This window comes from Bosea vestrisii, from assembly GCF_030144325.1.
GTDB lineage: Bacteria > Pseudomonadota > Alphaproteobacteria > Rhizobiales > Beijerinckiaceae > Allobosea > Allobosea vestrisii_A.
This window is the reverse complement of the sequence record NZ_CP126307.1, coordinates 5,294,949-5,317,723: the sequence shown is the minus strand read 5'-3', so window position 1 is coordinate 5,317,723 and position 22,775 is coordinate 5,294,949. Positions and strand designations below refer to the sequence as shown.

Annotated in this window: 23 protein-coding genes; 11 read left to right on the top strand and 12 right to left on the bottom strand. The window is 66.6% G+C overall.

Annotated features, from left to right (window positions below):
- Positions 1 to 21: 21 nt before the first annotated feature.
- On the top strand, positions 22 to 204 hold the full coding sequence (locus QO058_RS26190; RefSeq protein WP_284169142.1) for a hypothetical protein: 183 nt from the start codon (positions 22 to 24) through the stop codon (positions 202 to 204).
- Positions 205 to 333: 129 nt separating this feature from the next.
- On the opposite strand, the gene QO058_RS26185 is transcribed toward QO058_RS26190, so the two are convergent.
- Complete coding sequence (locus QO058_RS26185) at positions 334 to 717, bottom strand: hypothetical protein (RefSeq protein ID WP_284169141.1); 384 nt, start codon at positions 715 to 717, stop codon at positions 334 to 336.
- A gap of 235 nt (positions 718 to 952) precedes the next feature.
- Here QO058_RS26185 and QO058_RS26180 point away from each other — a divergent pair, with 235 nt between their 5' ends.
- A complete protein-coding gene (locus QO058_RS26180; RefSeq protein WP_284169140.1) occupies positions 953 to 1,612 on the top strand; it encodes a DUF2865 domain-containing protein in 660 nt (219 codons plus the stop codon).
- Between the two features lie 12 nt (positions 1,613 to 1,624).
- On the opposite strand, the gene QO058_RS26175 is transcribed toward QO058_RS26180, so the two are convergent.
- Positions 1,625 to 2,365 carry an HAD hydrolase-like protein gene (locus QO058_RS26175; RefSeq protein WP_347975523.1) on the bottom strand — a complete coding sequence of 247 codons (741 nt, stop codon included), beginning with the start codon at positions 2,363 to 2,365 and terminating at the stop codon, positions 1,625 to 1,627.
- Positions 2,366 to 2,511: 146 nt separating this feature from the next.
- On the opposite strand from QO058_RS26175, the gene QO058_RS26170 reads away from it, so the two are divergent.
- Positions 2,512 to 3,801 (top strand): MFS transporter, encoded by a 1,290-nt coding sequence (locus tag QO058_RS26170; protein WP_284173027.1) that lies wholly within the window; start codon positions 2,512 to 2,514, stop codon positions 3,799 to 3,801.
- Positions 3,802 to 3,913: 112 nt separating this feature from the next.
- On the opposite strand, the gene gltX is transcribed toward QO058_RS26170, so the two are convergent.
- Complete coding sequence (gltX, locus tag QO058_RS26165) at positions 3,914 to 5,254, bottom strand: glutamate--tRNA ligase (RefSeq protein ID WP_284169139.1); 1,341 nt, start codon at positions 5,252 to 5,254, stop codon at positions 3,914 to 3,916.
- A 138-nt stretch (positions 5,255 to 5,392) separates the two neighbouring features.
- Between gltX and QO058_RS26160 the strand changes: the two genes are divergently transcribed.
- Positions 5,393 to 6,172 (top strand): hypothetical protein, encoded by a 780-nt coding sequence (locus tag QO058_RS26160; protein WP_284169138.1) that lies wholly within the window; start codon positions 5,393 to 5,395, stop codon positions 6,170 to 6,172.
- 151 nt (positions 6,173 to 6,323) lie between these two features.
- Here the strand turns inward: QO058_RS26160 and QO058_RS26155 are convergent, their stop codons facing one another.
- Positions 6,324 to 8,063, bottom strand: coding sequence for an NAD+ synthase (locus QO058_RS26155; protein ID WP_284169137.1), 1,740 nt, complete (start codon positions 8,061 to 8,063; stop codon positions 6,324 to 6,326).
- A gap of 78 nt (positions 8,064 to 8,141) precedes the next feature.
- Positions 8,142 to 8,435 (bottom strand): Dabb family protein, encoded by a 294-nt coding sequence (locus tag QO058_RS26150; RefSeq protein ID WP_284169136.1) that lies wholly within the window; start codon positions 8,433 to 8,435, stop codon positions 8,142 to 8,144.
- Positions 8,436 to 8,602: 167 nt separating this feature from the next.
- On the opposite strand from QO058_RS26150, the gene QO058_RS26145 reads away from it, so the two are divergent.
- On the top strand, positions 8,603 to 9,475 hold the full coding sequence (locus QO058_RS26145) for an outer membrane protein (protein WP_284169135.1): 873 nt from the start codon (positions 8,603 to 8,605) through the stop codon (positions 9,473 to 9,475).
- A gap of 12 nt (positions 9,476 to 9,487) precedes the next feature.
- Here QO058_RS26145 and QO058_RS26140 read toward each other — a convergent pair whose 3' ends face one another.
- The 4 genes from QO058_RS26140 to QO058_RS26125 all read right to left on the bottom strand — a co-directional run bounded on the left by QO058_RS26140 (position 9,488) and on the right by QO058_RS26125 (position 12,728).
- Complete coding sequence (locus QO058_RS26140; RefSeq protein ID WP_284169134.1) at positions 9,488 to 10,324, bottom strand: cycloisomerase; 837 nt, start codon at positions 10,322 to 10,324, stop codon at positions 9,488 to 9,490.
- A gap of 97 nt (positions 10,325 to 10,421) precedes the next feature.
- Entirely contained in the window at positions 10,422 to 11,807 is a 1,386-nt protein-coding gene (locus QO058_RS26135; protein WP_284169133.1) for a class II 3-deoxy-7-phosphoheptulonate synthase, read from the bottom strand.
- 265 nt (positions 11,808 to 12,072) lie between these two features.
- The gene (locus QO058_RS26130; RefSeq protein WP_284169132.1) at positions 12,073 to 12,486 is read right to left on the bottom strand and encodes a type II toxin-antitoxin system VapC family toxin; all 414 of its coding nucleotides are present in this window, start codon (positions 12,484 to 12,486) and stop codon (positions 12,073 to 12,075) included.
- Positions 12,483 to 12,728 (bottom strand): type II toxin-antitoxin system VapB family antitoxin, encoded by a 246-nt coding sequence (locus QO058_RS26125; protein ID WP_284169131.1) that lies wholly within the window; start codon positions 12,726 to 12,728, stop codon positions 12,483 to 12,485. The genes QO058_RS26130 and QO058_RS26125 overlap by 4 nt, the downstream gene beginning before the upstream one ends.
- A gap of 232 nt (positions 12,729 to 12,960) precedes the next feature.
- On the opposite strand from QO058_RS26125, the gene QO058_RS26120 reads away from it, so the two are divergent.
- A complete protein-coding gene (locus QO058_RS26120) occupies positions 12,961 to 13,998 on the top strand; it encodes an alpha/beta hydrolase (RefSeq protein ID WP_284169130.1) in 1,038 nt (345 codons plus the stop codon).
- Here QO058_RS26120 and QO058_RS26115 read toward each other — a convergent pair.
- Positions 13,922 to 14,791 carry a LysR substrate-binding domain-containing protein gene (locus QO058_RS26115; RefSeq protein WP_284169129.1) on the bottom strand — a complete coding sequence of 290 codons (870 nt, stop codon included), beginning with the start codon at positions 14,789 to 14,791 and terminating at the stop codon, positions 13,922 to 13,924. The two genes, QO058_RS26120 and QO058_RS26115, sit on opposite strands and share 77 nt — an antisense overlap.
- Positions 14,792 to 14,989: 198 nt before the next feature.
- Between QO058_RS26115 and QO058_RS26110 the strand changes: the two genes are divergently transcribed.
- Positions 14,990 to 15,205 carry a hypothetical protein gene (locus tag QO058_RS26110; RefSeq protein WP_284169128.1) on the top strand — a complete coding sequence of 72 codons (216 nt, stop codon included), beginning with the start codon at positions 14,990 to 14,992 and terminating at the stop codon, positions 15,203 to 15,205.
- Between the two features lie 6 nt (positions 15,206 to 15,211).
- Here the strand turns inward: QO058_RS26110 and gor are convergent, their stop codons facing one another.
- Together gor and QO058_RS26100 are read right to left on the bottom strand one after the other, a co-directional pair.
- On the bottom strand, positions 15,212 to 16,585 hold the full coding sequence (gene gor / locus QO058_RS26105; RefSeq protein WP_284169127.1) for a glutathione-disulfide reductase: 1,374 nt from the start codon (positions 16,583 to 16,585) through the stop codon (positions 15,212 to 15,214).
- Complete coding sequence (locus tag QO058_RS26100) at positions 16,578 to 17,855, bottom strand: O-antigen ligase family protein (RefSeq protein ID WP_284169126.1); 1,278 nt, start codon at positions 17,853 to 17,855, stop codon at positions 16,578 to 16,580. Before QO058_RS26100 ends, gor begins: the two co-directional genes overlap by 8 nt.
- Positions 17,856 to 18,149: 294 nt before the next feature.
- Here QO058_RS26100 and QO058_RS26095 point away from each other — a divergent pair, with 294 nt between their 5' ends.
- The 4 genes from QO058_RS26095 (at position 18,150) to QO058_RS26080 (ending at position 22,715) form a co-directional block, all read left to right on the top strand.
- Entirely contained in the window at positions 18,150 to 19,112 is a 963-nt protein-coding gene (locus tag QO058_RS26095) for a Bug family tripartite tricarboxylate transporter substrate binding protein (RefSeq protein WP_284169125.1), read from the top strand.
- Positions 19,113 to 19,198: 86 nt separating this feature from the next.
- Positions 19,199 to 19,663 carry a tripartite tricarboxylate transporter TctB family protein gene (locus QO058_RS26090; protein WP_284169124.1) on the top strand — a complete coding sequence of 155 codons (465 nt, stop codon included), beginning with the start codon at positions 19,199 to 19,201 and terminating at the stop codon, positions 19,661 to 19,663.
- Between the two features lie 13 nt (positions 19,664 to 19,676).
- Positions 19,677 to 21,176, top strand: coding sequence for a tripartite tricarboxylate transporter permease (locus QO058_RS26085; RefSeq protein WP_284169123.1), 1,500 nt, complete (start codon positions 19,677 to 19,679; stop codon positions 21,174 to 21,176).
- A gap of 114 nt (positions 21,177 to 21,290) precedes the next feature.
- Positions 21,291 to 22,715 carry an APC family permease gene (locus QO058_RS26080; RefSeq protein ID WP_284169122.1) on the top strand — a complete coding sequence of 475 codons (1,425 nt, stop codon included), beginning with the start codon at positions 21,291 to 21,293 and terminating at the stop codon, positions 22,713 to 22,715.
- Positions 22,716 to 22,775 lie beyond the last annotated feature (60 nt).

Below are 22,775 nucleotides of genomic sequence, written 5' to 3'. Positions count from 1 at the left end.
TGTCATGCTTGACGCTACGCCGTGCGCTACAATTTCCTGCGCATCCACGAGACGCTTCGCATTACAGGGCATCACAGGCTGGCCATGGCAGCGAACCTGTCTGGCACGCTGTCGAACTGGACCGATATCGTAGAAGTGATGGACGCCGCCGTTCCGGCCAAAGCGCGGGCTTACAAAAAGGCGCAGGCTCAAATTTCAATCTGAGACACTACCTCCGCGTAGCGCGATTTGCCGCCCGCGGCGCGATATGCGATGCGCAAAGTCGTCCGGGCGATGCATCGAATCGGCTTTCGCGGACGGTTCGACACGCGCCTCCTTAGTTCCGTCGCGTTTCTAGCATGTGCTTTGCCGGTGCAGGCGGTCGCCGCTGGCATGGGATGAGTCACAGGGATAGCAACTCTGCCTTCGATGATTTTCGCTTCGCTCCGACGCGCGCTCGCTCCGGCGCTGGCTTTTGCCGCGCTCTCGGGCGCAGCCTTGGCGCAGTCGCCGGCTTGTGACAACTGGCGCGCCGAATATGCCAACCTGCAGGGCCAGCGCGGCGGCGATGCACGCGCCGCCCAGGCGGCGCAGCGCGTTGCCGGCCAGCTGGCGCAACTCTCCAACCAGTATCGCGCCATGGGCTGCGACCGCGGCGGCGGCTTTCTGTTCTTCGGCGAGGCGCCACCGCCGCAATGCGGCGGCATCCGCGCCCAGCTCGGAGCGCTGCAGTCGCAATATGGCCAGCTCCAGCAGCAGGCGCAGGGCGGCGGCGTCGAACAGCGGCGCGCCCAGCTCGCGGCGCTGATCAACAACAACTGCCGGACGCAGCAGCGCGGCTTCTTCGAGACGATCTTCGGGATCGAGCCGCGCCGCGGCGAGATCGATTCGACCCTGCCCGAGCTCGACCCCCGATCAGCCGACCGAGCCGACGGAAGGCGGAGCACGCCAGGGCGGACCCTATTCGGTCTGCGTGCGCAGCTGCGATGGCTACTTCTTCCCGCTCGCCAACAGCCCGGGCGGACGCGAGAGCCAGGACGAGATGTGCCAGTCGCTCTGCCCCGGCAGCGAGACGCTGGCCTATGGCATGAGCAGCGGTGGCGACATCCAGAACGCGGTTGCGCGCAGCAGCGGGCAGCCCTACTCGTCGCTGCCGAACGCGCTGAAATACACCCGCAGCTTCGACGCCGCCTGCACCTGCCGGGGACAGGGCCAGAGCTGGGCTCAGGCGCTGCAGAACGCCGAGCAGATGCTCGACCAGCGCAAGGGCGACATCATCGTCACCGAGCAGCGCTCGCAGGAAATGTCGCGGCCGAAGCCGGAGCAGCCGCAGCGCGGCAAGAAGGGCGCTGCCAATGTGCCGGAAGCCAAGCCGGCCACCCCGGCCGGCCCGGCGCCGACCGTGCTCCAGGCCGCGCCGGGCGACGAGCCGACGCCTGACACCAACGTGCCGACCGCCAGCACCGAATCCGCCGGCGTCGGCCCGCAGCGGATCGACGGCGAGAAGACACTGCAGCAGGGCGACGGGCTGAAGCGCGAGAGCAAGAGCGTCACCGGCGAGCGGCGCACGGTACGGATCGTCGCGCCGAACCTCGCGCCCAATCTCGGGGTCGGGGCGACGGCGCGGCCCTGAGCGCGCTCCAGATCACGCCGTCAGCTTGGCGAGCAACTGTCCGTAGTCGTCGAAGATCATGTCGGGCCCGTGCGCTCGCAGAGACGCACCGGTATTGTAGCCGAAGGTCACCGCGCCGGACGTGATGCCGGCTCGCCGCGCCGCATCGATGTCGCGGATCTCGTCTCCGATCGCTATGGTACGCTGCCTGGGAGCACCGGCCCGCCGGATGACGGCCTTGAACTTGGCACTCTTGCCCCAGAGCGATGCGCCGCAGCTGAAATGGCTCACATGAGCTGCGGCTTGGCCAAGTGTGCGGCGGATGACCTCTTCGCTGTTCGAGCTGACGATCGCAATCGCGACGTCGCTGGCGGCCAGGCCGGCGAGCATCGGCTCGGCACCCGGAAAGAGCGCCACCGTATCTCCGGCCTCGGCGCTCAGCTTGCGCATATGCATCGCGATTGCCGGCATCTTCCATAAGGGAACGCCAAGGCGGGCGATGATCTGGCGCGAATCAAGCCCGCGAAGCTCATCGGCCTCGCCTTCCGCAACCTCGCGGAAGCCAAACTGCCGCGCGGTCTGGTTGAGCACCGAGCAGAACCACGGAAAGCTGTCAGCCAGCGTGCCGTCGTAGTCGAATATCGCAAGAGAGAAGGCAGGCATCGCAGTGACCGGTCTCGTGGGCTGCGGTGATTGCCGCACGCTCATGCAGCCGTCAACGCGGGGCGGGAGCGATGCACGGCCGTAGGCGCGCCTGTCATGCGCCAGAAGCAACTCCGACCAAATCTCTCCTCGCTGACTGGCCCGGAACGCAAGGCGTAAACCTGCGTATAGCTGCCGGCGCTGGCCTCTCCCGCGTCGCATCGATGCGCGGAGCGAGCCATGTCGGATCCAGCAATCTCCACCCCCGCCCCCATGGCATGGACGTCGCCGATACGGCGCGGCGCCTGAAGGCGATCTTCATCGGCTCGGTCGGCAATCTGGTCGAGTGGTACGATTTTTACGCCTACACTGCCTTCGCGCTCTATTTCGCGCCCAAGTTCTTCCCCTCGCATGATCCGGTGGTGGTGCAGCTCAACGCGGCGACCCTGTTCGCCGCCGGCTTCATCGTGCGCCCGATCGGCGGCTGGCTGTTCGGCCATATCGCCGACCGCTATGGGCGGCGGCTGTCATTGACGGTCTCGGTGCTGATGATGTGCTTCGGCTCGCTGATCATCGCAGTGACGCCGACCTATGAAACAATCGGCTTCGCTGCCCCGATCCTGCTGGCGGTCGCACGGATCATCGAGGGCCTGAGCCTCGGCGGCGAATACGGGGCGAGCGCGACCTATCTCACCGAGATCGCCCATCCCGACCATCGCGGCTTCTATTCGAGCTTCCAGTATGTGACGCTGATCGGCGGGCAGCTCACCGCGATCCTGGTGCTGCTTTTGCTGCAGAACGTCTTCCTGACGCATGAGCAGCTGGTCGACTGGGGCTGGCGCATCCCCTTCGTGATCGGCGCGATGCTGGCGGTCACCGCCATGTTCATGCGCCGGAACATGCACGAGACCGATGCCTTCAACGAAGCCAAGAAGGCCGGCCCAGCGAAGGAAAGCTCGCTACGCGGCCTGCTGAAATACCCGCGCGAGGTCGCCATCGTGGTCGGCCTGACGGCGGGCGGCACTGCCGCCTTCTACACCTTCACCACCTACATGCAGACCTTCGTGAAGCAGACGGTCGGCCTCTCCGACATCACCACCACCTATGTCATCGCCGGCTCGCTGATCTTCGCCTCGATCCTGCAGCCGCTCTACGGCATGCTGTCCGACCGGATCGGCCGCAAGCCCTTGCTGATCTTCTTCGGCGTCGCCGGGACGCTGCTGACCGTGCCGATCCTGTCGGCGCTGGAGCAGACCAAGTCGCCCTGGGTCGCCTTCCTGTTGATCTCCGGCGCCTGGATCTTCGTCGCCGGCTACACCTCGATCAACGCCGTGGTGAAGGCCGAACTGTTCCCGACCTCGATCCGTGCCACCGGCGTCGCCGTGCCCTATGCTCTGACCGTCTCGATCTTCGGCGGCACGGCCCCGGCGATCGCCCTGTTCTTCAAGCAGCAGGGCCACGAACAGTGGTTCTATTACTACCTCTCGGGCGTGATCTTCATCTCGCTGCTGGTCTATTCGACCATGCGCGACACCAAGCACGACTCGGCGATGCACCGGCACGAGTGAAGGGGAACCGTCCTGGCCGGGCCTGACCCGGACATCTCGGAAACCAGCGGCCCTTTCGTCAGGAGATTCCCGGGTCTGCGCTTCGCTTCGCCCGAGAATGACGCCGTACCGCTCACGCCGCCTCGCCGTTCAGCCGCCTGAGCGCCTTCTCCCGCCCGATCAGCGGCAGCAGCGCTGCCAGCTCAGGCCCGTGGTCGAGGCCGGTCAGCGCCTGGCGCAACGGCATGAACAAGGCCTTGCCCTTCGCCCCCGTCGCGGCCGCCACGCTTTGCGTCCAGCTCTTCCAGGTCGTCTGGTCGAATGGCTCGGCCGGCAAGAGCTCCGCCGCCTGTGCCATGAAGGCCTTGTCGGCGACGTGCGGCTCAAGCGGCCCCTCGATCACCGTCCACCAGTCCTTCGCGCCCGAGAGCCGGGCGAGATTGCCGCGCACGGCGAGCCAGAACGGCTCGCTCGCCGGAATGCCGAGCTGCTTCAGTCGCTCCTCGACCGCCGCGAAATCCAGCTGGTGCAGGGTGCGGGCCGAGAGCGTCTCCAGCTCGTGCTCGTCGAACTTGGCCGGAGCGCGCGAGACATGGGCGAGATCGACCAGCCCGGCGAGTTCGTCGAGGCTCGAAACCGGCCGCACAGCGTCGGATGATCCGGTCAGAACGGCGAGCGACGCGACCGCCAGCGACTCGATGCCGGATTCGCGCAGGCCCCGGAGCGAGAGATGGCCTAGGCGCTTCGACAGCCCCTCGCCGCTCGCGGTGGTCAGGAGGTTGTGATGGCCGAAGGTGGGCAGCGTGCCGCCGAGCGCCTGCATGATCTGGATCTGCACGGCGGTGTTGGTGACGTGGTCCTCGCCGCGGATGACATGGGTGATGCCCATGTCGAGATCGTCGACCACCGAGGGCAGCGTATAGGGATAGGTGCCGTCCTCGCGCACCAGCACCGTGTCGGAGAGCGAGGCGCAGTCGACGTGCGACGGGCCGCGGACGAGATCGTCCCAGCCGATCTCCTCCCAGTCGAGCAGGAAGCGCCAATGCGGCTTGCGGCCTTCCGCTTCCAGCTTGGCGCGCTCCTCGGCCGTCAGCTTCAGGCCGGCACGGTCATAGACCGGCGGCAGACCGCGGGCGAGCTGGCGCTTGCGCTTGCGGTCGAGCTCGTCGGCACTCTCATAGCAGGGATAGAGACGGCCCGCGGCGCGCAGCTTGTCGGCCGCCGCATCGTAAAGCGCGATCCGCTCCGACTGCTTGATGCTGGCGTCAGGCAGGACGCCGAGCCAGCCGAGGTCCTCGGCGATGGCATCGGCGAATTCCGGCTTCGAGCGCGCCTGGTCGGTGTCGTCATAACGCAGCAGGAAGCGTCCGCCATGCCGCCTGGCGAAGAGCCAGTTGAACATCAGCGAGCGGGCATTGCCGATGTGGAGATAGCCGGTCGGCGACGGGGCGGTGCGGACGAAGGGTGTGGTCATGACCGGCCGCTTGTCGCGCGGGAACGGCGCGAGGGCAAGGGCATCGCACGGGCCTCGCGGAAGGAGATCGACAACAGCCCAGATTGACGCAAGGTTAGAAGGCGACGGGGATGTCGATATCTACGCTCGGAGGCGAGGATGAGCATCACGGCTTCAGTCGGTCTCGGCGGCAAGAACACGGTTCCGGACACCCGCCTGATCCAGGCGAGCATCAACCCCCATGTCAAAGCGCTGGGTGTCGACCTGCTCGAGGTCGACGGGCTCTGCGGGCCGCTGACCCGTAGCGCGATAAAGCGCTACCAGCAGGTCTTCCTGAAGATGACCAGCCCGGATTCGCGGGTTGACCCGGGCGGCAAGACCGTCCAGCACATTGCCAGCAATCCGGCGCCGGCCGACGCGGTCTTCACCGCCTCGCGCAGCCCCAGCAAGCTCAAGATCGGCGACTTCACGCAGGTGCCGGTGGTCATGGATCCCGCCGATGGCACCGTGCAGGACGCCTACACCGCCTTCGCCTTCGATATCCCCGACCATGGCGTGCGCATGGCCGGCACCGACTATGCGCTCGGGGTCCCCAACGAGATCGACATCTGGCCAGCCGCGCAACTCAAGATCGGCGTGACGCTGACGCCGGCGCTGCTGGCCCATGAGCAGTTCCACTACGATGTCGGCTTCGTCATCGCCCGCCAGCTGGCGCGTGAGCTGACGGCGCTGCGGGCCGCCAGCATCGCCGCGCTGGTCCAGGCCTATGTCGCCCTCGCCGACTTGCATTTCCAGCGGCGCGCCGGGCTGATCCAAGCGCGCTACGACAAGGACACCCAGCACAGCGCCAACGCGAAATACCAGCGCATCTGGCTCGACCGGATGACCGCCTGCCTCGGCAATGAGAAGGCGAACCAGATCGGCGGATTCTGGCTGTAGGCGACGACGCCACCGTCGCCTACAGCCTCATCCTGAGGAGCCGCGTCAGCGGCGTCTCGGATGCTTCAGGAGGCTCCGGAACCAACTGGAATCCTTCGAGACGCGGGCTGTGCCCGCTGCTCAGGATGAGGGCTGCGCGGGGACGCAACCTTCAAAAATCGAAGCTCTCGCCGCCGGCCTTGCCGACGCCCTTGACCAGAGCGCGGTCCGGCTCATGCGCCGGCGCGCCGGAATCGCGGAAGCGGTTGACGATCGGGTAGCGCCGGTCGCGGCCGAAGTTCTTGCGGGTGACCTTGACGCCCGGCGCCGCCTGCCGGCGCTTGTACTCGGCGAGATAGAGCAGGCGCTCGACCTTCTGCACCGTCTCGAGATCGTGGCCGCGGGCGACGATGTCGGCGAGGCGCATCTCATGCTCGATCAGGCAAGCGAGGATGTCGTCGAGCACCTCATAGGCCGGCAGCGAATCCTGGTCCTTCTGGTTTTCGCGCAATTCGGCTGAAGGCGGCTTGACGATGATGTTCTCGGGGATGACCTCGCCGTCCGGCCCGAGTGCACCGGCCGGCTTCCAACGGTTGCGCAGGGCCGAGAGCCGGAAGACCTCGGTCTTGTAGAGATCCTTGATCGGGTTGTAGCCGCCGTTCATGTCGCCATAAAGCGTGGCGTAGCCGCAGGACATCTCGGACTTGTTGCCGGTCGTCACCACCATCGGCCCGAACTTGTTCGAGATCGACATCAGCAGCGTGCCGCGCACCCGGCTCTGCAGGTTCTCCTCGGTGATGCCGCGATTGGTGCCGGCGAAGAGCTCGGCCAAAGCGTGCTCGAAGCCCTCGACCGGCTCGGCGATCGGCACGATCTCGTAGCGTACGCCGAGGGCATCGGCGCACCGCTTCGCGTCGTCGAGGCTCTCCTGCGAGGTGAAGCGGTAGGGCATCATCACGCAGCGCACGCGTTCCGAGCCCAGCGCATCGACCGCGATCGCAGCGCAGATGGCGGAATCGATGCCGCCGGAGAGGCCGAGCACGACGCCGGGGAAGCGGTTCTTTTCGACATAGTCACGCAAGCCCAGCACACAGGCTGCATAGTCGGCGTCATCGCCGCTCTCGACCGGGGCGACCTCACCCGGCAGGCAGCGCCAGCCATCGGGCCCGCGCTCCCAGTGCGTGATCGCGATCGCCTCACGGAAGGCTGGCAGCTGGTGCGCGAAGCTGCGGTCGGCATTGAGGACGAAGGAGGCGCCCTCGAAGACGAGCTCATCCTGGCCGCCGAGCTGGTTGAGGTAGACGATCGGCAGACCGCTCTCGACGACGCGGGCAACGGCGACGTTGAGCCGCTCCTCGATCACGCCGCGGCGGAAGGGCGAGCCGTTCGGAACGAGCAGGATCTCGCCGCCGGTCTCGGCGATGCACTCGACGACCTCCTCGCCCCAGATGTCCTCGCAGATCGGAATGCCGAGGCGAACATGATTGCGGAAGACGACCGGGCCGGGCAGCGGGCCGGGCTCGAACACCCGCTTCTCGTCGAAGACGCCGTAATTCGGCAGGTCGACCTTGAAGCGCACCGACTGGATCAGCCCGCCGTCGAGCAGGGCATAGGCGTTGTAGAGCTTGCCGTCCTCGAGCCAGGGCAGGCCGACGAGCACGGCCGGGCCGCCATCGGCGGTCTCGCGGGCGAGCTCCTCGCAGGCCTTGCGGCAGGCGTCCTGGAAGGCCGGCTTCAGCACCAGGTCCTCCGGCGGATAGGCCGAGAGGAAGAGCTCCGGGAACATGACGAGCTCGGCGCCGCCGGCTGCCGCCTCGCGGCGAGCCGCGCGCACCTTGTCGGCATTGCCGGCGACGTCGCCGACGATCGGGTTGAGCTGGGCGAGCGCCAGGCGGAGAGAGGTCGCGGTCATGATCTGGATGTAGCTTGCGGCCCGCGCGCCAGCAACGGGCCGGTGTCCCGCCCGCCCCTGCGTTTTCGCAAGGACAGGTCAGCGCAGTGACGAGCGGAAGTCGGCCGAGTAGCGCAATTCGCGCAAGGGGCGCACCGCTTGCGTCGTCTCGTCATAGATCGGATGAGCCTTCCAGGCGGCGAGCGCGGCCTCATCGGCGAACTCGCCGTAGACGACGATATCGATCTCATTTCCGATCGGATCGATCCTGGCGTTGGCGGCGACCTCGAAGGCGAGCGCGTGCGGGATCTCGCCGAGCCGGCCGAGCAGGCGCTGGACCATGCCGACATCCTCGGCACGCTTGACCGTGAAGAATACGATGTGCCGGATCATGCGCCCTCTCCTCGCAGCCGGGAATCGCGCGTCCTGACCACGGGCGGATGTCTGATCGAGGATGATCGGACCGGCAATCCATTAACCCGACATTAGGGTTAACCCGGCATGAATCATCTTCGGGCCGGCTCAACCAATGCCCTGGCTTTCGTTCGGAGAGACACGCGATGCGTGCTGGATCTATCGCCGCCCTCGCCCCCGTCGTCGGGATGGCCTGCGCGCTGGCGCTGCCTCAGGCCGCGCAGGGCGCCGACTACCTCCGGGGATCGCAGATCGAGCAACCGATGGAGCCGCCACCGATGTTCGGAGGTGGGCGCTTCGACTGGTCCGGCTTCTATTTCGGCGGCGGCGCCGGGGTGAGCGAAACCAAGTTCAAGCCGGGCGAAGGCCTGCGGGCCTTGGCCAACTCCGCCTTCCGCAATACCGACCTGGCCGCCGAGCGTGACATGGGCTCGTTCATCAATGACCTGCCGGACAAGCGCGATAGCGGCACGCAGTTCTTCGGCATCGCCGGTTACAATTATCTGTTCGATGACGTCGTGCTCGGCCTGGAAGCGGACTATACCCGCGCCGGCCACGAATACAGGGTGAGCGACTTCATCGCCCGTCGTAGCGCCCTGTCGACTGGCAATGTCTACGACTGGTCGATGGCGACCAACCAGGCCGCGAAGCTCGACGATTATGCGACACTGCGCCTGCGCATGGGTTGGGCTTACGGCCGGATCATGCCTTTCGCGACGATCGGTGCCGCGCTCGGGCGCTTCAACACGACCTCGACGATCGATGCCGACGCATTGATCGTCACCAATGCTGGTCAGGCCAGTGAAACCCGCATGCGTGCGAACGGCTACCCGCTCCAGGTCGGCACGATACGCAAGAACACCTATGCCTTCGGCCTCAGCGCCGGCGCCGGCGTCGATTGGGCCCTGACCGACAACCTGTTCCTGCGCGCCGAGTACCAGATCATCCGCTTCGCGGAGATCGAAGGCACCACGACGACGGTCAATACCGGCCGTGTCGCCGCCGCGCTGAAATTCTGATCCGCCTCCCGGTCAGCGCTCGAAGCGCTGGCCGATCAGTTCCGATTTCGCCCGGCTGATCATCCACAGCGTGTCGGCAGCGCCGCTGCGGTCCCAGGCAATGCCCTGCCCCTCGCCCTCGATCGGATAGGTCGCGACCAGCTCCAGCACCGAGCCCATTTTCGGCAGGCGCAGAGCGTAGACCTCCTTGTGATCGTGCCCGGTGGCGTAGAGCAGCCCATCCTTGCCCCAGCTGCCGCCCGACATGCTCATCGGCTCGGCCCGCTTGATCACGGCAGCTGGGAAGGTCCAGCCCTGGACCGGCTTCCAGGCTTCGTCGAACTTTACCAGCGTCGTCCAGTAGGAATTGCCATAGGGCTGCTGGCTCTGGCCGAAGACGCGGCTGTAATTGGCGAAGACGCCCCACCAGGCGCCGTCATGCCGGTCGAGCCAGGTCAGCGAGCCCAGCAGAATGCCGAAGCTGTGCGAGCCGACATGCTCCAGCGTCTGCGCGTCCCAGATCTCGACCGAGCTGGTCATCGGCGAGGCCGGGTAGTTGGAATGGGCGGCGTAGAGCTTGCCGTCGATCACCGCGCCGCTGTCGAGATGGATGATCGGGCCGTCCTCGGCCCCCTTCCATTCCTTGACCAGCGCGCCTGTCGTCTTGTCGTGCTTGGCGATGGCGCGGTCGGTGATCGCGTAGACGAACTTGTCATCGACGGCGGCGGCCTGGCGCGCCGCTGGCGCTTTGAACCGGGCGATCTCGACGAAGCGCTCCGCGGGCGGTGCCGGCTTCTTCGCAGCCTCTTGTGCGACAACCGGTGCGGCGAGCACCATGGCGGCCAGAGCGAGTGCAAACCCGAACTTCATACCAACCTCCCGCGACTTCTTATGGCCTAGACCATGAGAAGCGCGGGTTAGGCGGTCAAGACGACGGATCGATGAAGCGACCCGTCATCTCGTCATGTCACTCCGCCGCTTCGACCTCCGGCCGCGCCCGGCCGGCGCGCTCGCGCTTGACCAGCTCGGCGACGAGGAAGGCCATCTCCAGCGCCTGCTCGGCATTGAGACGCGGATCGCAGAAGGTGTGGTAGCGGTCGTTGAGGTCCGCATCCGTCATACCGCGCGCGCCACCGGTGCATTCGGTGACGTTCTTGCCGGTCATTTCGAGATGCAGGCCGCCGGCATGCGTCCCCTCGGCCTGATGCACGGCGAAGAAGTTCTTCACCTCGGTCAGGATCAGGTCGAACGGGCGGGTCTTGTAACCGCTCGCCGCCTTGACCGTGTTGCCGTGCATCGGATCGCAGGACCAGACAACATTGCGCCCTTCCCGCTTGGTGGCGCGCACCAGGGCGGGCAGATGGTCGAAGACCTTGTCGGCGCCGAAGCGGCCGATCAGCGTCAGGCGGCCGGCCTGGTTCTGCGGATCGAGCGCCTCGATCAGCTTCAACAGCTCGTCCGGCTTCATCGACGGGCCGCATTTCAGACCGATCGGGTTCTTGATGCCGCGGAAGAACTCGACATGGGCGTGATCGAGCTGACGCGTACGATCACCGATCCAGACCATGTGGCCGGAGGTGTCGTACCACTCGCCGCTGGTCGAATCCGTGCGCGTCATCGCCTGCTCGTAGCCAAGCAGCAGCGCCTCGTGGCTGGTGTAGAAATCCGTGGTCCGCATCTCGGGATGCGTTTCGGGATCGATGCCGATGGCGCGCATGAAGTCGAGCGCCTCGGTGATTCGTTCGGCCACCTCCTGGTAGCGATGCGATGCCGGCGAATCCTTGACGAAGCCGAGCATCCAGCGATGCGCCTGGTCGAGATTGGCGTAGCCGCCGGTGGCGAAGGCGCGGATCAGATTCAGCGTCGCCGCCGACTGGCGATAGGCCTCGAGCTGGCGGCGCGGGTCCGGAATCCGGGACTCGGGCGTGAACTCGTTGTCGTTGATGATGTCGCCCTTGTAGCTCGGCAGCTCGACGCCACCGATCGTCTCGGTCGGGGCCGAGCGCGGCTTGGCGAACTGGCCGGCGATACGCCCGACCTTCACCACCGGCGAGCCGCCGGCAAAGGTCAGCACCACCGCCATCTGCAGGAACAGACGGAAGAAATCGCGGATGTTGTCGGCCGAGTGCTCGGCGAAGCTTTCGGCGCAATCGCCGCCCTGGAGGAGGAAGGCCTCACCGGCTGCGACTTTGCTCAACGCCCGTTTGAGCTTGCGCGCCTCGCCTGCAAAAACGAGCGGCGGAAAGCCGGCGAGCTGCTGCTCCACCGCCTTCAAGGCTGCCTGGTCCGGATATTCCGGCAATTGCTGGACGGGCTTTGCCCTCCAGCTCTCGGGCGTCCACCGCTCGGACATCGTCTTGCTCCTGATTTCACATGTCGCGCCTGCGTTAACCTCATCTTGGCGCGAAGGGCGGCCTATACACCCGCAAGTGGCCGCTGGCCACCGCTACGGCAAGAGTGACGAGCCTCAGCGCGAAAGCACGAATCCCGTCAAGCGGTTGGCGCGATCCGCTGCCAGATGGATTCCGGGCTTTGCCACATGGATTCAAGACGCTGTGGCGCGGATTCAGCCGGCTCAGATTTTGAATCATGCGAAACTGGCAGAGACTGGCTCGCCGTCAGGCAGGCGTGATGTCGGTTCGGCCAAAGTCGTCGCCCTTGAACAGCAGGGCGGCGCCAAGATGCTTCGCCGTGGCATAGGAGAAGCAGTCACCGAGATTGAGGATGCCGGGATAGCCGGAGCCGTTTCCGTAGCGCTCGGCGGCTTCGATGGCGAGCGCTGTGATCGCCATGTCAGGCGCGACAGGCTCGATGCCAGTCACTCCGAGAAATTCGTTCAGTTCGCCAAGCGCTGAGATACGGTCAATCCGCCAGATCCGGGCTAAGGCGCAAGCCGCCTCCCAAAGACTCACCGTCGAGACGAAGCGCCGACCGGACCCGGCCGGCAATGCGGCGAGACGCTGTGAAAAAGCCTCGCTGTCGCTTTCCTCAGCCAGTATCGCGACAAGCACCGAGGCATCGGCGACGATCATCGCTCGTATTCACCATTCAACTCATCATAGAATGCCTTATCGGCTTCCAACCCGGTCTTACCGGCTTGGCGGAGTCGCTCGCGGATGGGCGCGAGCTTCTCCCACAAGGACGGCTCGGCCGCTTCCCGCTCCGCCTTCTCCTTCAGCGCGCGGTGGATGATCTCGGTAACGCCTGTGCCATGCCGGCGGGCGAGATCGCGCGCCAGCGCCTCGACAGTGTCGTTCTTGATGCTCAGGCCCATTGCGCTCTCGGTTCGCAAACCGCCCCCATTCTAGAATTACGGCCAGTCATTCTAGAATTTAAGCCTCGCGCCTCCTCTCCGCAAGCCGCGCGCGCGGTTTGATACGTTACCTGCATCAATCGCTCCGGCATTTGCATTTCACAGCTGCCGGCAAAGACCATTGTCTCCCCCGCGCGGCGCGGCCGAAGATGGCCGCGCATCAATAACGCCCATCGCGGCGACGGGAGGGACCATGAAGCGTCATTTTCTGGCGGCCGCTTTCGGCCTGGCATGCAGCCTCGGCCCGGCACAGGCCCAGCAGGCGCAGGAGCCGATCTCCCTGCGCGGGATGGGCTCCTTCCATGTCGGCGGCAAGCTGGTCGAGCTCTCCGGCCGGCCGGTCAAGGACGTGGTGTTCACCCCGGGTGGCACGCCGGCCCGCGTCGACCCGAACGGCACCTACCAGACCGGGCAGATGTATGTGCAGTACTTCCTGCCGCAGAACGAGCGTGGCACCGTCCCGCTCCTGCTCTGGCATGGCGGCGGCATGACCGGCGTCAACTACGAGACGACCCCTGACGGGCGCCAGGGCTGGCTCGAATTCTTCCTGCGCAAGGGCTGGTCGGTCTACAATTCCGATGCGGTCGAGCGCGGGCGCTCGGGCTGGGCGATGTATCCCGACGTGATCCCCGGCGAGCCGGTCTTCCTGACCACGGCGAACCCGTTCGAGCGCTTCCGCATCGGCGCGAGCGGCGGCTATGATGGCGATCCGGCCAAGCGCAAATACCTGCCGGGCAGCCAGTTCCCGGCCGAAGGCTACGACAACTTCGTCAAGCAGATCGTGCCGCGCTGGACCTCGACCGACCAGATGATCATCGACGCCTATATCGCCGAGGTCGACAAGGTCTGCCCCTGCGTGATCGCCTTCCACAGCCAGTCCGGCCAGTTCGGCTTCAAGGTGGCGCAGGCGCGGCCGGACAAGGTCAAGGCGCTGATCGCGGTCGAGCCGGCAGGCATCGGCGACCCGGCCAAGGCGGCGGCACTGAAGGATATCCCCGTGCTGATGGTCTTCGGCGACCATATCGAGCAGGACGCGCGCTGGCCGACGATCCGCAAGACCGCGACCGATTTCGGCGACAAGATCACCGCGGCCGGTGGCTCGGTCGAGGTCGTCAACCTGCCCACCGTCGGCATCACCGGCAATTCGCACATGATCATGCTGGACAAGAATAATCTTTCTGTCGCGCAGCTGATCCAGGACTGGCTGGCGAAGAAGGGGCTGACGAAATAGCCGGCACCTCGCTCGCCTGCTGCAGCAGCCAATCGCGGAACAGGCTGATCTTGCGCGCGGTCCGGCGTCGCGCCGGGTAGGTCAGCCAATAATCGTGGCCGCCGGCGAGCATCAGGTCGAAGGGCTGGATCAACAGCCCGGCGCAGAGCTCGTTCCGGAAGAAGATCGGCGAGCTCATGGCCGCGCCATTGCTGGCGAGCGCGGCCGTGACTTCGAGCTGTTGCACACTGAGATCGAACGGCATCTCCCCGGGCGTGGCATCGGAGTCGACACCCGCAGCGGCAAACCAGCGGTCCCAGGCCTCGGTCTTGCCGATGCGCTTCACCCGCAGCAGATCGGAGGGCTGCGGCGGACGGCCGAGATCGCGGAACAGGTTCGACCCGCATAAAGGGGTGAACTCGCTCTTCATCAGCCAATGTGCCTCCAGCCCCGGCCATTGACCGGTTCCGCGATGGATCGCGACATCGCAGCCGTCGGCTTGCGGATCGTGCAGCCCGACCTGCGTGACCATCCGCACCGCCAGTCCCGGATTCTCGCACTGGAACAGGCCAAGGCGAGGCACCAGCCAGTTCGAGGCGAAGGTCGGCAAAGCCTGGATCGAGAGCACGCCCTCGGCCGTTTCGGTCACTGCGGCGAAGGCCGCACGCAGCCCGTCGAAGGAATCCATCACCGATGACGCCAGGCGCTCGCCGGCCTCGGTCAATGCGACGCGGCGCGACAAACGCTGGAACAGCGGTAGGCCGAGGCGCTCCTCCAGCAGCTTGATCTGATAGCTCACCGCTGCCTGCGTCATGCCGAGCTCGACGGCGGCGCGGGTGAAGCTGCCATGCGCGCCGCGGCCTCGAAGGCACGGACCGCGCTGAGCGGCGGCAGACCGGTGACCAGATCACTCATCAGCTGACCTTATGTATCAGATGGGAAATCCAGTTTGTCCGCAGCACCTGTCATTGGCATCCATAAGCGCAATAGAAGCACGCTTGGGAGCCGCGTCATGACGGCCGAATCTAGCACGAAAAACGGATATGTCAGCCTTATGCCAGCCTTGAAAATACTGGCGACGCGCTGGCGCCAGTTTCAACGCGAGCGCCTGGTCAGACTCGACGATCGCCTCGATCAGGAAGAGCTGTCTCGTCACATGGCGCGCGATATCGGCCTGAACGACACGGGCGTGATCCACGACGGCCGCCACTGCGACCGCGGACCCTGATGCCTCTCAGAGGGCGCTCTTGCGCGGCGTTCGCATCGTGACGAGTTCCTCGGCCGCGCTCGGATGCAGCGCGACAGTCCGATCGAAATCGGCCTTGGTCGCCCCCATGGTGACGGCGATCGCGACCGACTGGACGATCTCGCCGGCATCGTGACCGAGGATGTGGACGCCGACGACCCGGTCGGTCTCGGCGTCGACGACGAGCTTCATGTAGATGCGCTCGTCCCGGCCCGAGATCGTCGCCTTCATCGGCCGGAAGCCGGTCTCGAAGATGCGCAGCTGGCGGCCCGTCGCCAGCGCCTGCTGCTCGGTGAGCCCGACACTGCCGAGCTCGGGGGTGGTGAACACGGCCGAGGCGACGAGGGTGTGCTCAACCGTCCACGGCTTGTTGCCGAAGGTCGAGTCGGCGAAGGCATGGCCCTCGCGGATCGCCACGGGTGTCAGGTTGACGCGATCGGTGACGTCACCGACCGCGGCGATCGACGGGACGTTGGAAAGCGAGGCGGCATCGACCAGGACCTGGCCGGTCGGGCCGAGCTTGACGCCTGCAGCCTCGAGGCCGAGCCCGGCGGTGTTCGGGCGGCGGCCGGTGGCGACGAGAACGACATCCGCGTCGATGGGCGCGCCATGGGCGCAATGGGCCCGGCGCGAGCCGTCCGGCAAAAGCTCGATGCGGTCGACGGTGCAGCCGAGGCGCAGGGTGATGCCGGCATGGCCGAGGGCGTCGCGCAGGCGCAGCCGCAAATCCTCGTCGAAGCCGCGCAGGACATTGTCGCCACGATGCAGCAGCGTGACCGCGACGCCGAGCCGGGCGAAGACGCTGGCGAATTCGAGGGCGATATAGCCGCCGCCGACCACGAGCATGCGCTTGGGCAGGCTCGGCAGATGGAAGATCTCGTTCGAGGAGATGGCGAGCTCGCCGCCCGGGATCGGCGGCTCGAAGGCCGGATGGCCGCCAGTGGCGACCAGGATATGGCGGGCGCGGATCGTCTCGCCGCTCTTCTGAAGCCGGACCGCATGCGGCCCTTCGACGACGGCGCGCTCCTCGCGGATCTCGACCATCGCGGCGTCGAGCCCCTTGCGATAGAGGCCGGAGAGCCGTGTCACCTCATTGGCGACGGCATCGCGCAGCGTCGGCCAGTTGAATTCGGGCTTGCCGACGTTCCAGCCGAAGCCGGCGGCATCCTCGAACTCGTCGGCAAAGCGACTGGCATAGACGAACAGCTTCTTCGGAACACAGCCACGGATGACGCAGGTGCCACCGATGCGGTCCTCCTCGGCGATCATCACGCTGGCGCCATGGCCGGCGGCGATGCGGGCGGCGCGCGTGCCGCCCGATCCGGCACCGATGACAAAGAGATCGACGTCGAACTCAGCCATGAGCGTCTCCCTGCCGCGGCGCGGCATCCATAGCGAACCAGAGAATGGCGGCGCCGAGCCCGGCGATCCACCAGCCTTGCCAGGCTCCATGCCCGACGGTGGCGATCGAGAAGGCGGCCGCGAACAAAGCGAGACGCGGCGCCAGCTCCGCCGCAGGCAAGCGCCGCAGCCGGGCCAGCAGCAAAAGGCCGGCGAGCGTCAGCAGGCCGGCGCCGACGACGCCGGTCTCCGCCCAGGCCTGCAGCGGCATGTCATGGGGGTGGCCCACTCCGAGCAACGTCCTGCTTCCCGGCAAGACCTCGGTAGCCACCGGATGTTCGTGCATCGCAGCCGAGGTGCCGAAGCCGGCGCCGCCGACCGGCCGCGCCCGCGCCACCTCGCCGAAGCTGTGCCAGATGTCGATCCGCGCCCGGGCGCTGAGTACGTCGAGACGGTTGAGCACGGCGGATGGCATCAGCCTGTCCACCGTAAGACCGAGCACCGGGGCCAGCGCCATGGTCAGGACGAACGCCAGCGCGGTTGCCGCCAGAGCGAGGCGCGGCGCAATGGCCGAGAAGGCCCAGCACAGGATCAACACGACCGCGCCGAGCTTGGCGGCCTCGCTCTCGGAGCGGAAGACGAAGACGACGACGACAATCGCCAGCAGAGCGGCCAGCGCACGGTCAGGCCAGCCAGCGGGGCGCGACCAGAGTGCGTGGACGGCCGGGGCGGCGAGCAGGAGGAGGACGATGGCGGGGCGGTTGAAGACGAAGGCCATCATTTTGCCGGTACCGAGCGCGGCGCGCTGCGACAGGCCGGAATCGAGCTCGATCATCAGCAGCGCTGCCGCGACGATGATCGCCAAAGCGAGCGCACGCATCATGGCCGGGCTGCGCCGCCATTGTCCCGAGGCCGCGATCACCAATGCGAACACGATCGGCAGAACCAGCTCTCCCCACGCCTGCAGGGACGCTGACGGCTTATGACTCCAGCCGATCGAAACCAGCGCCCAGGCGAGGAAGGCGGCGATCGCCAATGCCACCGGCACCATCAGCAGGCGGCGCAGACGCGCGATGCTCACAGCGACCGGCTCCGACAGCAGCGCTGCACCGAGGAAGGCCGCGGCGGCGAGGCCGAGCATCAACGGCGCAGAGCGGTTCGCCAGCCACATGGCGAGCGGCATCAGCAGGAGGCAGGCCACGCCGGAGAGGCGAAGGGCCCGGCTTGCCGCCGACTCGCCTGCGCGCCCTGGCGAGGCACCCGAATGGGCTGACGAAGAGGTCTCACTCATGTGCTGGGGCTTACGCGATGGGGCATGCCGCGCCTAGAGCATGTTCCGCAGATGTGGGCACCGCTTTTGCGGGAGATCGGAATCAGCCGAGCGGCACGTGCGGCCGAGGCTTACGACCTTTGGCGACGTCAGCGGCGGTTACTTGTCGAATTTTCGTGCGCTTGCAGGCCTCTCAGGCGAAACATCTTGACTTGTGATTATGCAATCAGGCGCAATTGATCCGCGGTCCGATGCGGTGCCACAGGCGAGCGTCGACAATCGGTGCGCCTGAAGCGTGCCACCAGGGAGGTAACTATGCTGACGTCCTTCATCAAGCGCGGGGCCGTGGCGGCCGTCGCGCTCGCAGGCCTCACGACCGCCGCCTTCGCGCAGATGGAACTGAAGATCATGGCTCCGGCCGCCCCCGGCGGCGGCTGGGACGGCACGGCGCGTTCGATGCAGCAGGCGCTGACGGCGGCCGGCATCGCCAAGAGCGTCCAGGTGACCAACGTCACCGGCGCCGGCGGCACGATCGGCCTCGCCCAGCTGATCGGCGCCAAGGGCGACGGCCACCAGTTGATGGTCAACGGCTTCGTCATGGTCGGCGCGATCCTGCTCAACAAGTCGCCGGTGAACCTGACGCAGACCACGCCGATCGCGCGGCTGACCGCCGAGGCGCTGGTCATCGTCGTGCCGACGGATTCGCCGATCAAGAACGCCAAGGACCTCGCCGACCGCGTCAAGGCCGACCCGGCCAAGGTGACCTGGGCCGGCGGCTCGGCCGGCGGCGCCGACCACATCCTCGCTGCGCTCTTCGCCGAGGCCGCCGGCGGCGACCCGAAGAAGATCAACTACATCCCGTTCTCGGGTGGTGGCGAGGCACTCGCCGCGATGCTCGGCGGCCGCGTCACCGCCGGCATCTCGGGCTATGGCGAGTTCGAGGGCCAGATCAAGGCCGGCAAGCTGCGCGTCATCGGCGTCAGCGCCAGCAAGCGCCTGGAGAATGCCCCTGATGCTCCGACCCTCAAGGAAGGCGGCGTCAACCTCGAACTGCTCAACTGGCGCTCGGTCGTCGCTCCTCCGGGCCTCAGCGACGCGCAGAAGAAGGACCTCTCCGGCGCGGTCGAAAAACTGGTCAAGTCGAAGGAATGGGCCGAGATCCTCAAGGCCCGCGGCTGGGACGACGCCTATCTCGGCGCGGCCGAGTTCGACAGCTTCCTGAAGACCGAGACGGCCCGCGTCAGCAAGGTGATGACGGATGTCGGCCTGGTGAAGTAAGGCCCTCCTGAGACCTCAATCGAGGGCGGGCTGCCGCAAGGCCGCCCGCCCTTCGTCACCTTCGCTCCAGACAGACGGTCGCGCCCATGTCCCGCACCATCGACCGCCCCGCCCTCGTCGTCGGGTTCCTGCTTCTGGCGGTAGCGGCGATCGTCGCCTTCGACGCCTCGCGCCAGACCATCACCTCCAACTACGGCGTCGGCCCGACTGCGATGCCCTATGTCGTCTGCGCCGGGATGGTGCTGCTCGGCCTCGCGCATCTCTTCGTCGCCTTCAGGGACGGGCTGCCGAAGCCGGAAGTCGCCGATGGGCGGGCGCTGCTCTGGATCGTCGGCGGGCTCGTCGGGCTGATCGCCTGCATTGCGCTGGGCGGCGGCTTCATCGTCGCCACCGCAATCCTGTTCTCCTGTACGGCGCGCGGCTTCGGGCGCGATGCGCTGCTCGTCGACATCGTCATCGGCCTCGTGCTCGGCACCGCGATTTATCTGCTCTTCCTCAAGCTCCTGACCCTGTCGCTACCGACCGGGCCGCTCGAAGCGCTGCTGAGCTGAAGGAGCTAAGCACATGGAAACCCTGCTCTCGCTCGCCAACGGCTTCTCCGTCGCCCTCGAGCCCTCGAAATTGCTGTTCTGCCTGATCGGCGTCTTCCTCGGCACCGCCGTCGGCGTGCTGCCCGGCATCGGCCCGGCGCTCACCGTGGCGCTCTTGCTGCCGGTGACCTTCAAGCTCGACCCCGCGGGTTCGCTGATCATGTTCGCCGGCATCTATTATGGCGGCATGTATGGCGGCTCGACCACCGCGATCCTGCTCAATGCGCCAGGCGAAAGCGCGTCTCTGGCGACCGCGCTCGAAGGCTCAAAGATGGCCAAGGCCGGCCGCGGCGGCCCGGCGCTGGCGACGGCGGCGATCGGTTCCTTCGTCGCCGGCCTGATCGCCACGATCGGCCTCGCCTTCCTGGCGCCCTGGCTGGTCGAGATCGCGGTCAAGTTCGGACCGTGGGACTATTTCGCGCTGATGATCGTCGCCTTCGTCACGGTCTCGGCGACCTTCGGCGACTCCCCGCTGCGCGGCCTGACCAGCCTGTTCCTTGGCATGATGCTCGGGCTCGTCGGCATCGACAAATTGACCGGCCAGGCCCGCCTGACCTTCGGCGTGCCCGAACTACTCAACGGCGTCGAGGTGACGACGCTGGCGGTCGGCCTGTTCGCCGTCGGCGAGGCGCTCTATGTCGCGTCCAAGCGCTGGCGCGAGCCGGAGGAGATCATCCCGATCAAGGGCTCGCTCTGGATGACCAAGCAGGACTGGAAGCGCTCCTGGGCGCCGTGGCTGCGCGGCACGGCGTTTGGCTTTCCGATCGGCGCACTGCCGGCGGGCGGTGCCGAGGTGCCGACCTTCCTCTCCTATTCGACCGAGAAGAAGCTCTGCAAATACCCGGAGGAATTCGGCAAGGGCGCGATCGAGGGCGTCGCCGGGCCGGAGGCGGCCAACAACGCCTCGGCGGCCGGCACGCTCGTGCCGCTCCTGACGCTCGGCCTGCCGACCTCGGCAACCGCGGCGATCATGCTCGCTGGCTTCCAGCAATACGGGCTCAACCCGGGGCCGCTGCTCTTCGCCGAGAAGCCGGACCTGGTCTGGGGCCTGATCGCCTCGCTCTTCATCGCCAACGTCATGCTGGTCGTCCTGAACCTGCCGCTGATCGGGCTCTGGGTGCGGCTGCTGGCGATCCCGCAGCCCTGGCTCTATGCCGGCATCCTGGTCTTCGCGACCATGGGCACGCTCGCGGTCAACCCCTCCCCGGTCGAGCTCGGCATGCTCTTCGGTTTCGGCTATCTCGGCTATCTGATGCGGCGCTTCGACTACCCGGTCGCGCCGATGGTAGTCGGGCTGATCCTAGGGCCGATGGCGGAGGCGCAGTTGCGGCGGGCCCTGCAGATCAGCCTCGGCGACCCGATGATCCTGCTTGAGAACCCCATCTCGGCGACGCTGCTCGGCATTGCCTTCATCGCGCTGGTCGCGCCCTTCGTGATGCAGGGGCTGAACAAGTTCAAGGCGGCCGAAGACTAGACTGACCGCGCGATGTGCGACCGGGGCAGCACGCCCCGGTTGCGCTTGAACAAATATGGCGTGACTGTGTTCTCCTCTTCACCGGCCTTGCGGCCCGTCGAGCGAGGAAGAACCATGAGCGACACGACGCTACCTCCGTCCGCCGTCCCAACAGAAGGCGCCGAGCCGAGCCTCCATCGCGTGATGGGGCCATGGCTGCTGCTGCTCTTCATCGTCGGCGACATTCTCGGCACCGGCATCTACGCGCTCACCGGCCAGGTGGCGAAACAGGTCGGCGGTATCGTCTGGCTGCCCTTCCTGGTTGCCTTCGTCGTCGCGATGATCACCGCCTTCAGCTATCTTGAACTGGTCACCAAGTATCCGCGTGCCGCCGGCGCCGCGCTCTATGCGCACAAGGCGTTCGGCATCCATTTCATCACCTTCATCGTTGCCTTCGCGGTGATGTGTTCCGGCATTACCTCGGCCTCGACGGCCTCGCGCGCCTTCGCGGCCAACATGTCACACGCCTTCGGGCTCAACCTCACCGGCGGCATCGGCATCACCCTCCTCGGCCTCGCCTTCATGGCGATCGTCGCGGCAGTGAACTTCCGTGGCGTCGGCGAGAGCGTGAAGGCCAATGTCGTGCTGACCTGCGTCGAGCTGACCGGCCTCCTGATCGTGATCTTTGTCGGCTTGTGGGCCATCGCCGCCGGCCAGGGCGACGTCTCCCGGATCACCCAGTTCAAGCCGGCCGGCGATGGCGGCATGTTCTGGCCGGTGATCGCAGCGACCACCCTCGCCTTCTTCGCCATGGTCGGCTTCGAGGACTCGGTCAACATGGCCGAGGAGACCAAGGACCCGACGCGGATCTTTCCGAAGATCCTGCTCGCCGGCCTCGTCATTACCGGCGTGATCTATGTGCTGGTCTCGATCTCGGCGATCACGCTGGTCTCGCCGGAAGAGCTGGGCGAGGGCGAGACGCCGCTGCTCAAGGTGGTGGCCGCCGGCGCGCCGAACTTCCCGATCTGGATCTTCGGCTTCATCACCATGTTCGCCGTCGCCAACAGCGCGCTGATCAACATGCTGATGGCGAGCCGGCTGGTCTACGGCATGAGCCGCGAGAATGTGCTGCCGCAGGCGCTCGGCAAGGTCCATCCGACACGGCGCAGCCCCTACATCGCGATCGGCTTCACCACGCTGCTCGCCTTCGCCCTGATCACCTTCGTCGGCGAGGTGCCGGCGCTGGGCGGCACGACGGCGCTGCTGCTGCTCTGCGTCTTCACCGTCGTCAACATCGCCGTGCTGATGCTGCGCAAGGACACGGTCGAGCACGAGCATTTCCGCACGCCGACGATCCTGCCGATTATCGGAGCGATCTCCTGCGCCTTCTTCGCCGGTCCCTGGACCGGGCGCGACCCGGTCCAGTACAAGATCGCCGGCATTCTGATCGGGATCGGCATCGTGCTCTGGTTCGTCACCGTGATGGTCAACCGCGCTACCGGCGTGCGGCCGAGCGATCCGACGATGGAGGACCTTGGCGGCGGCGGGCCGGTGAACTGAGACTCAGCCCGAACGAAAAGGACCGCCGGTTTTGCCGGCGGCCTTTTCCTATCGAGAGCC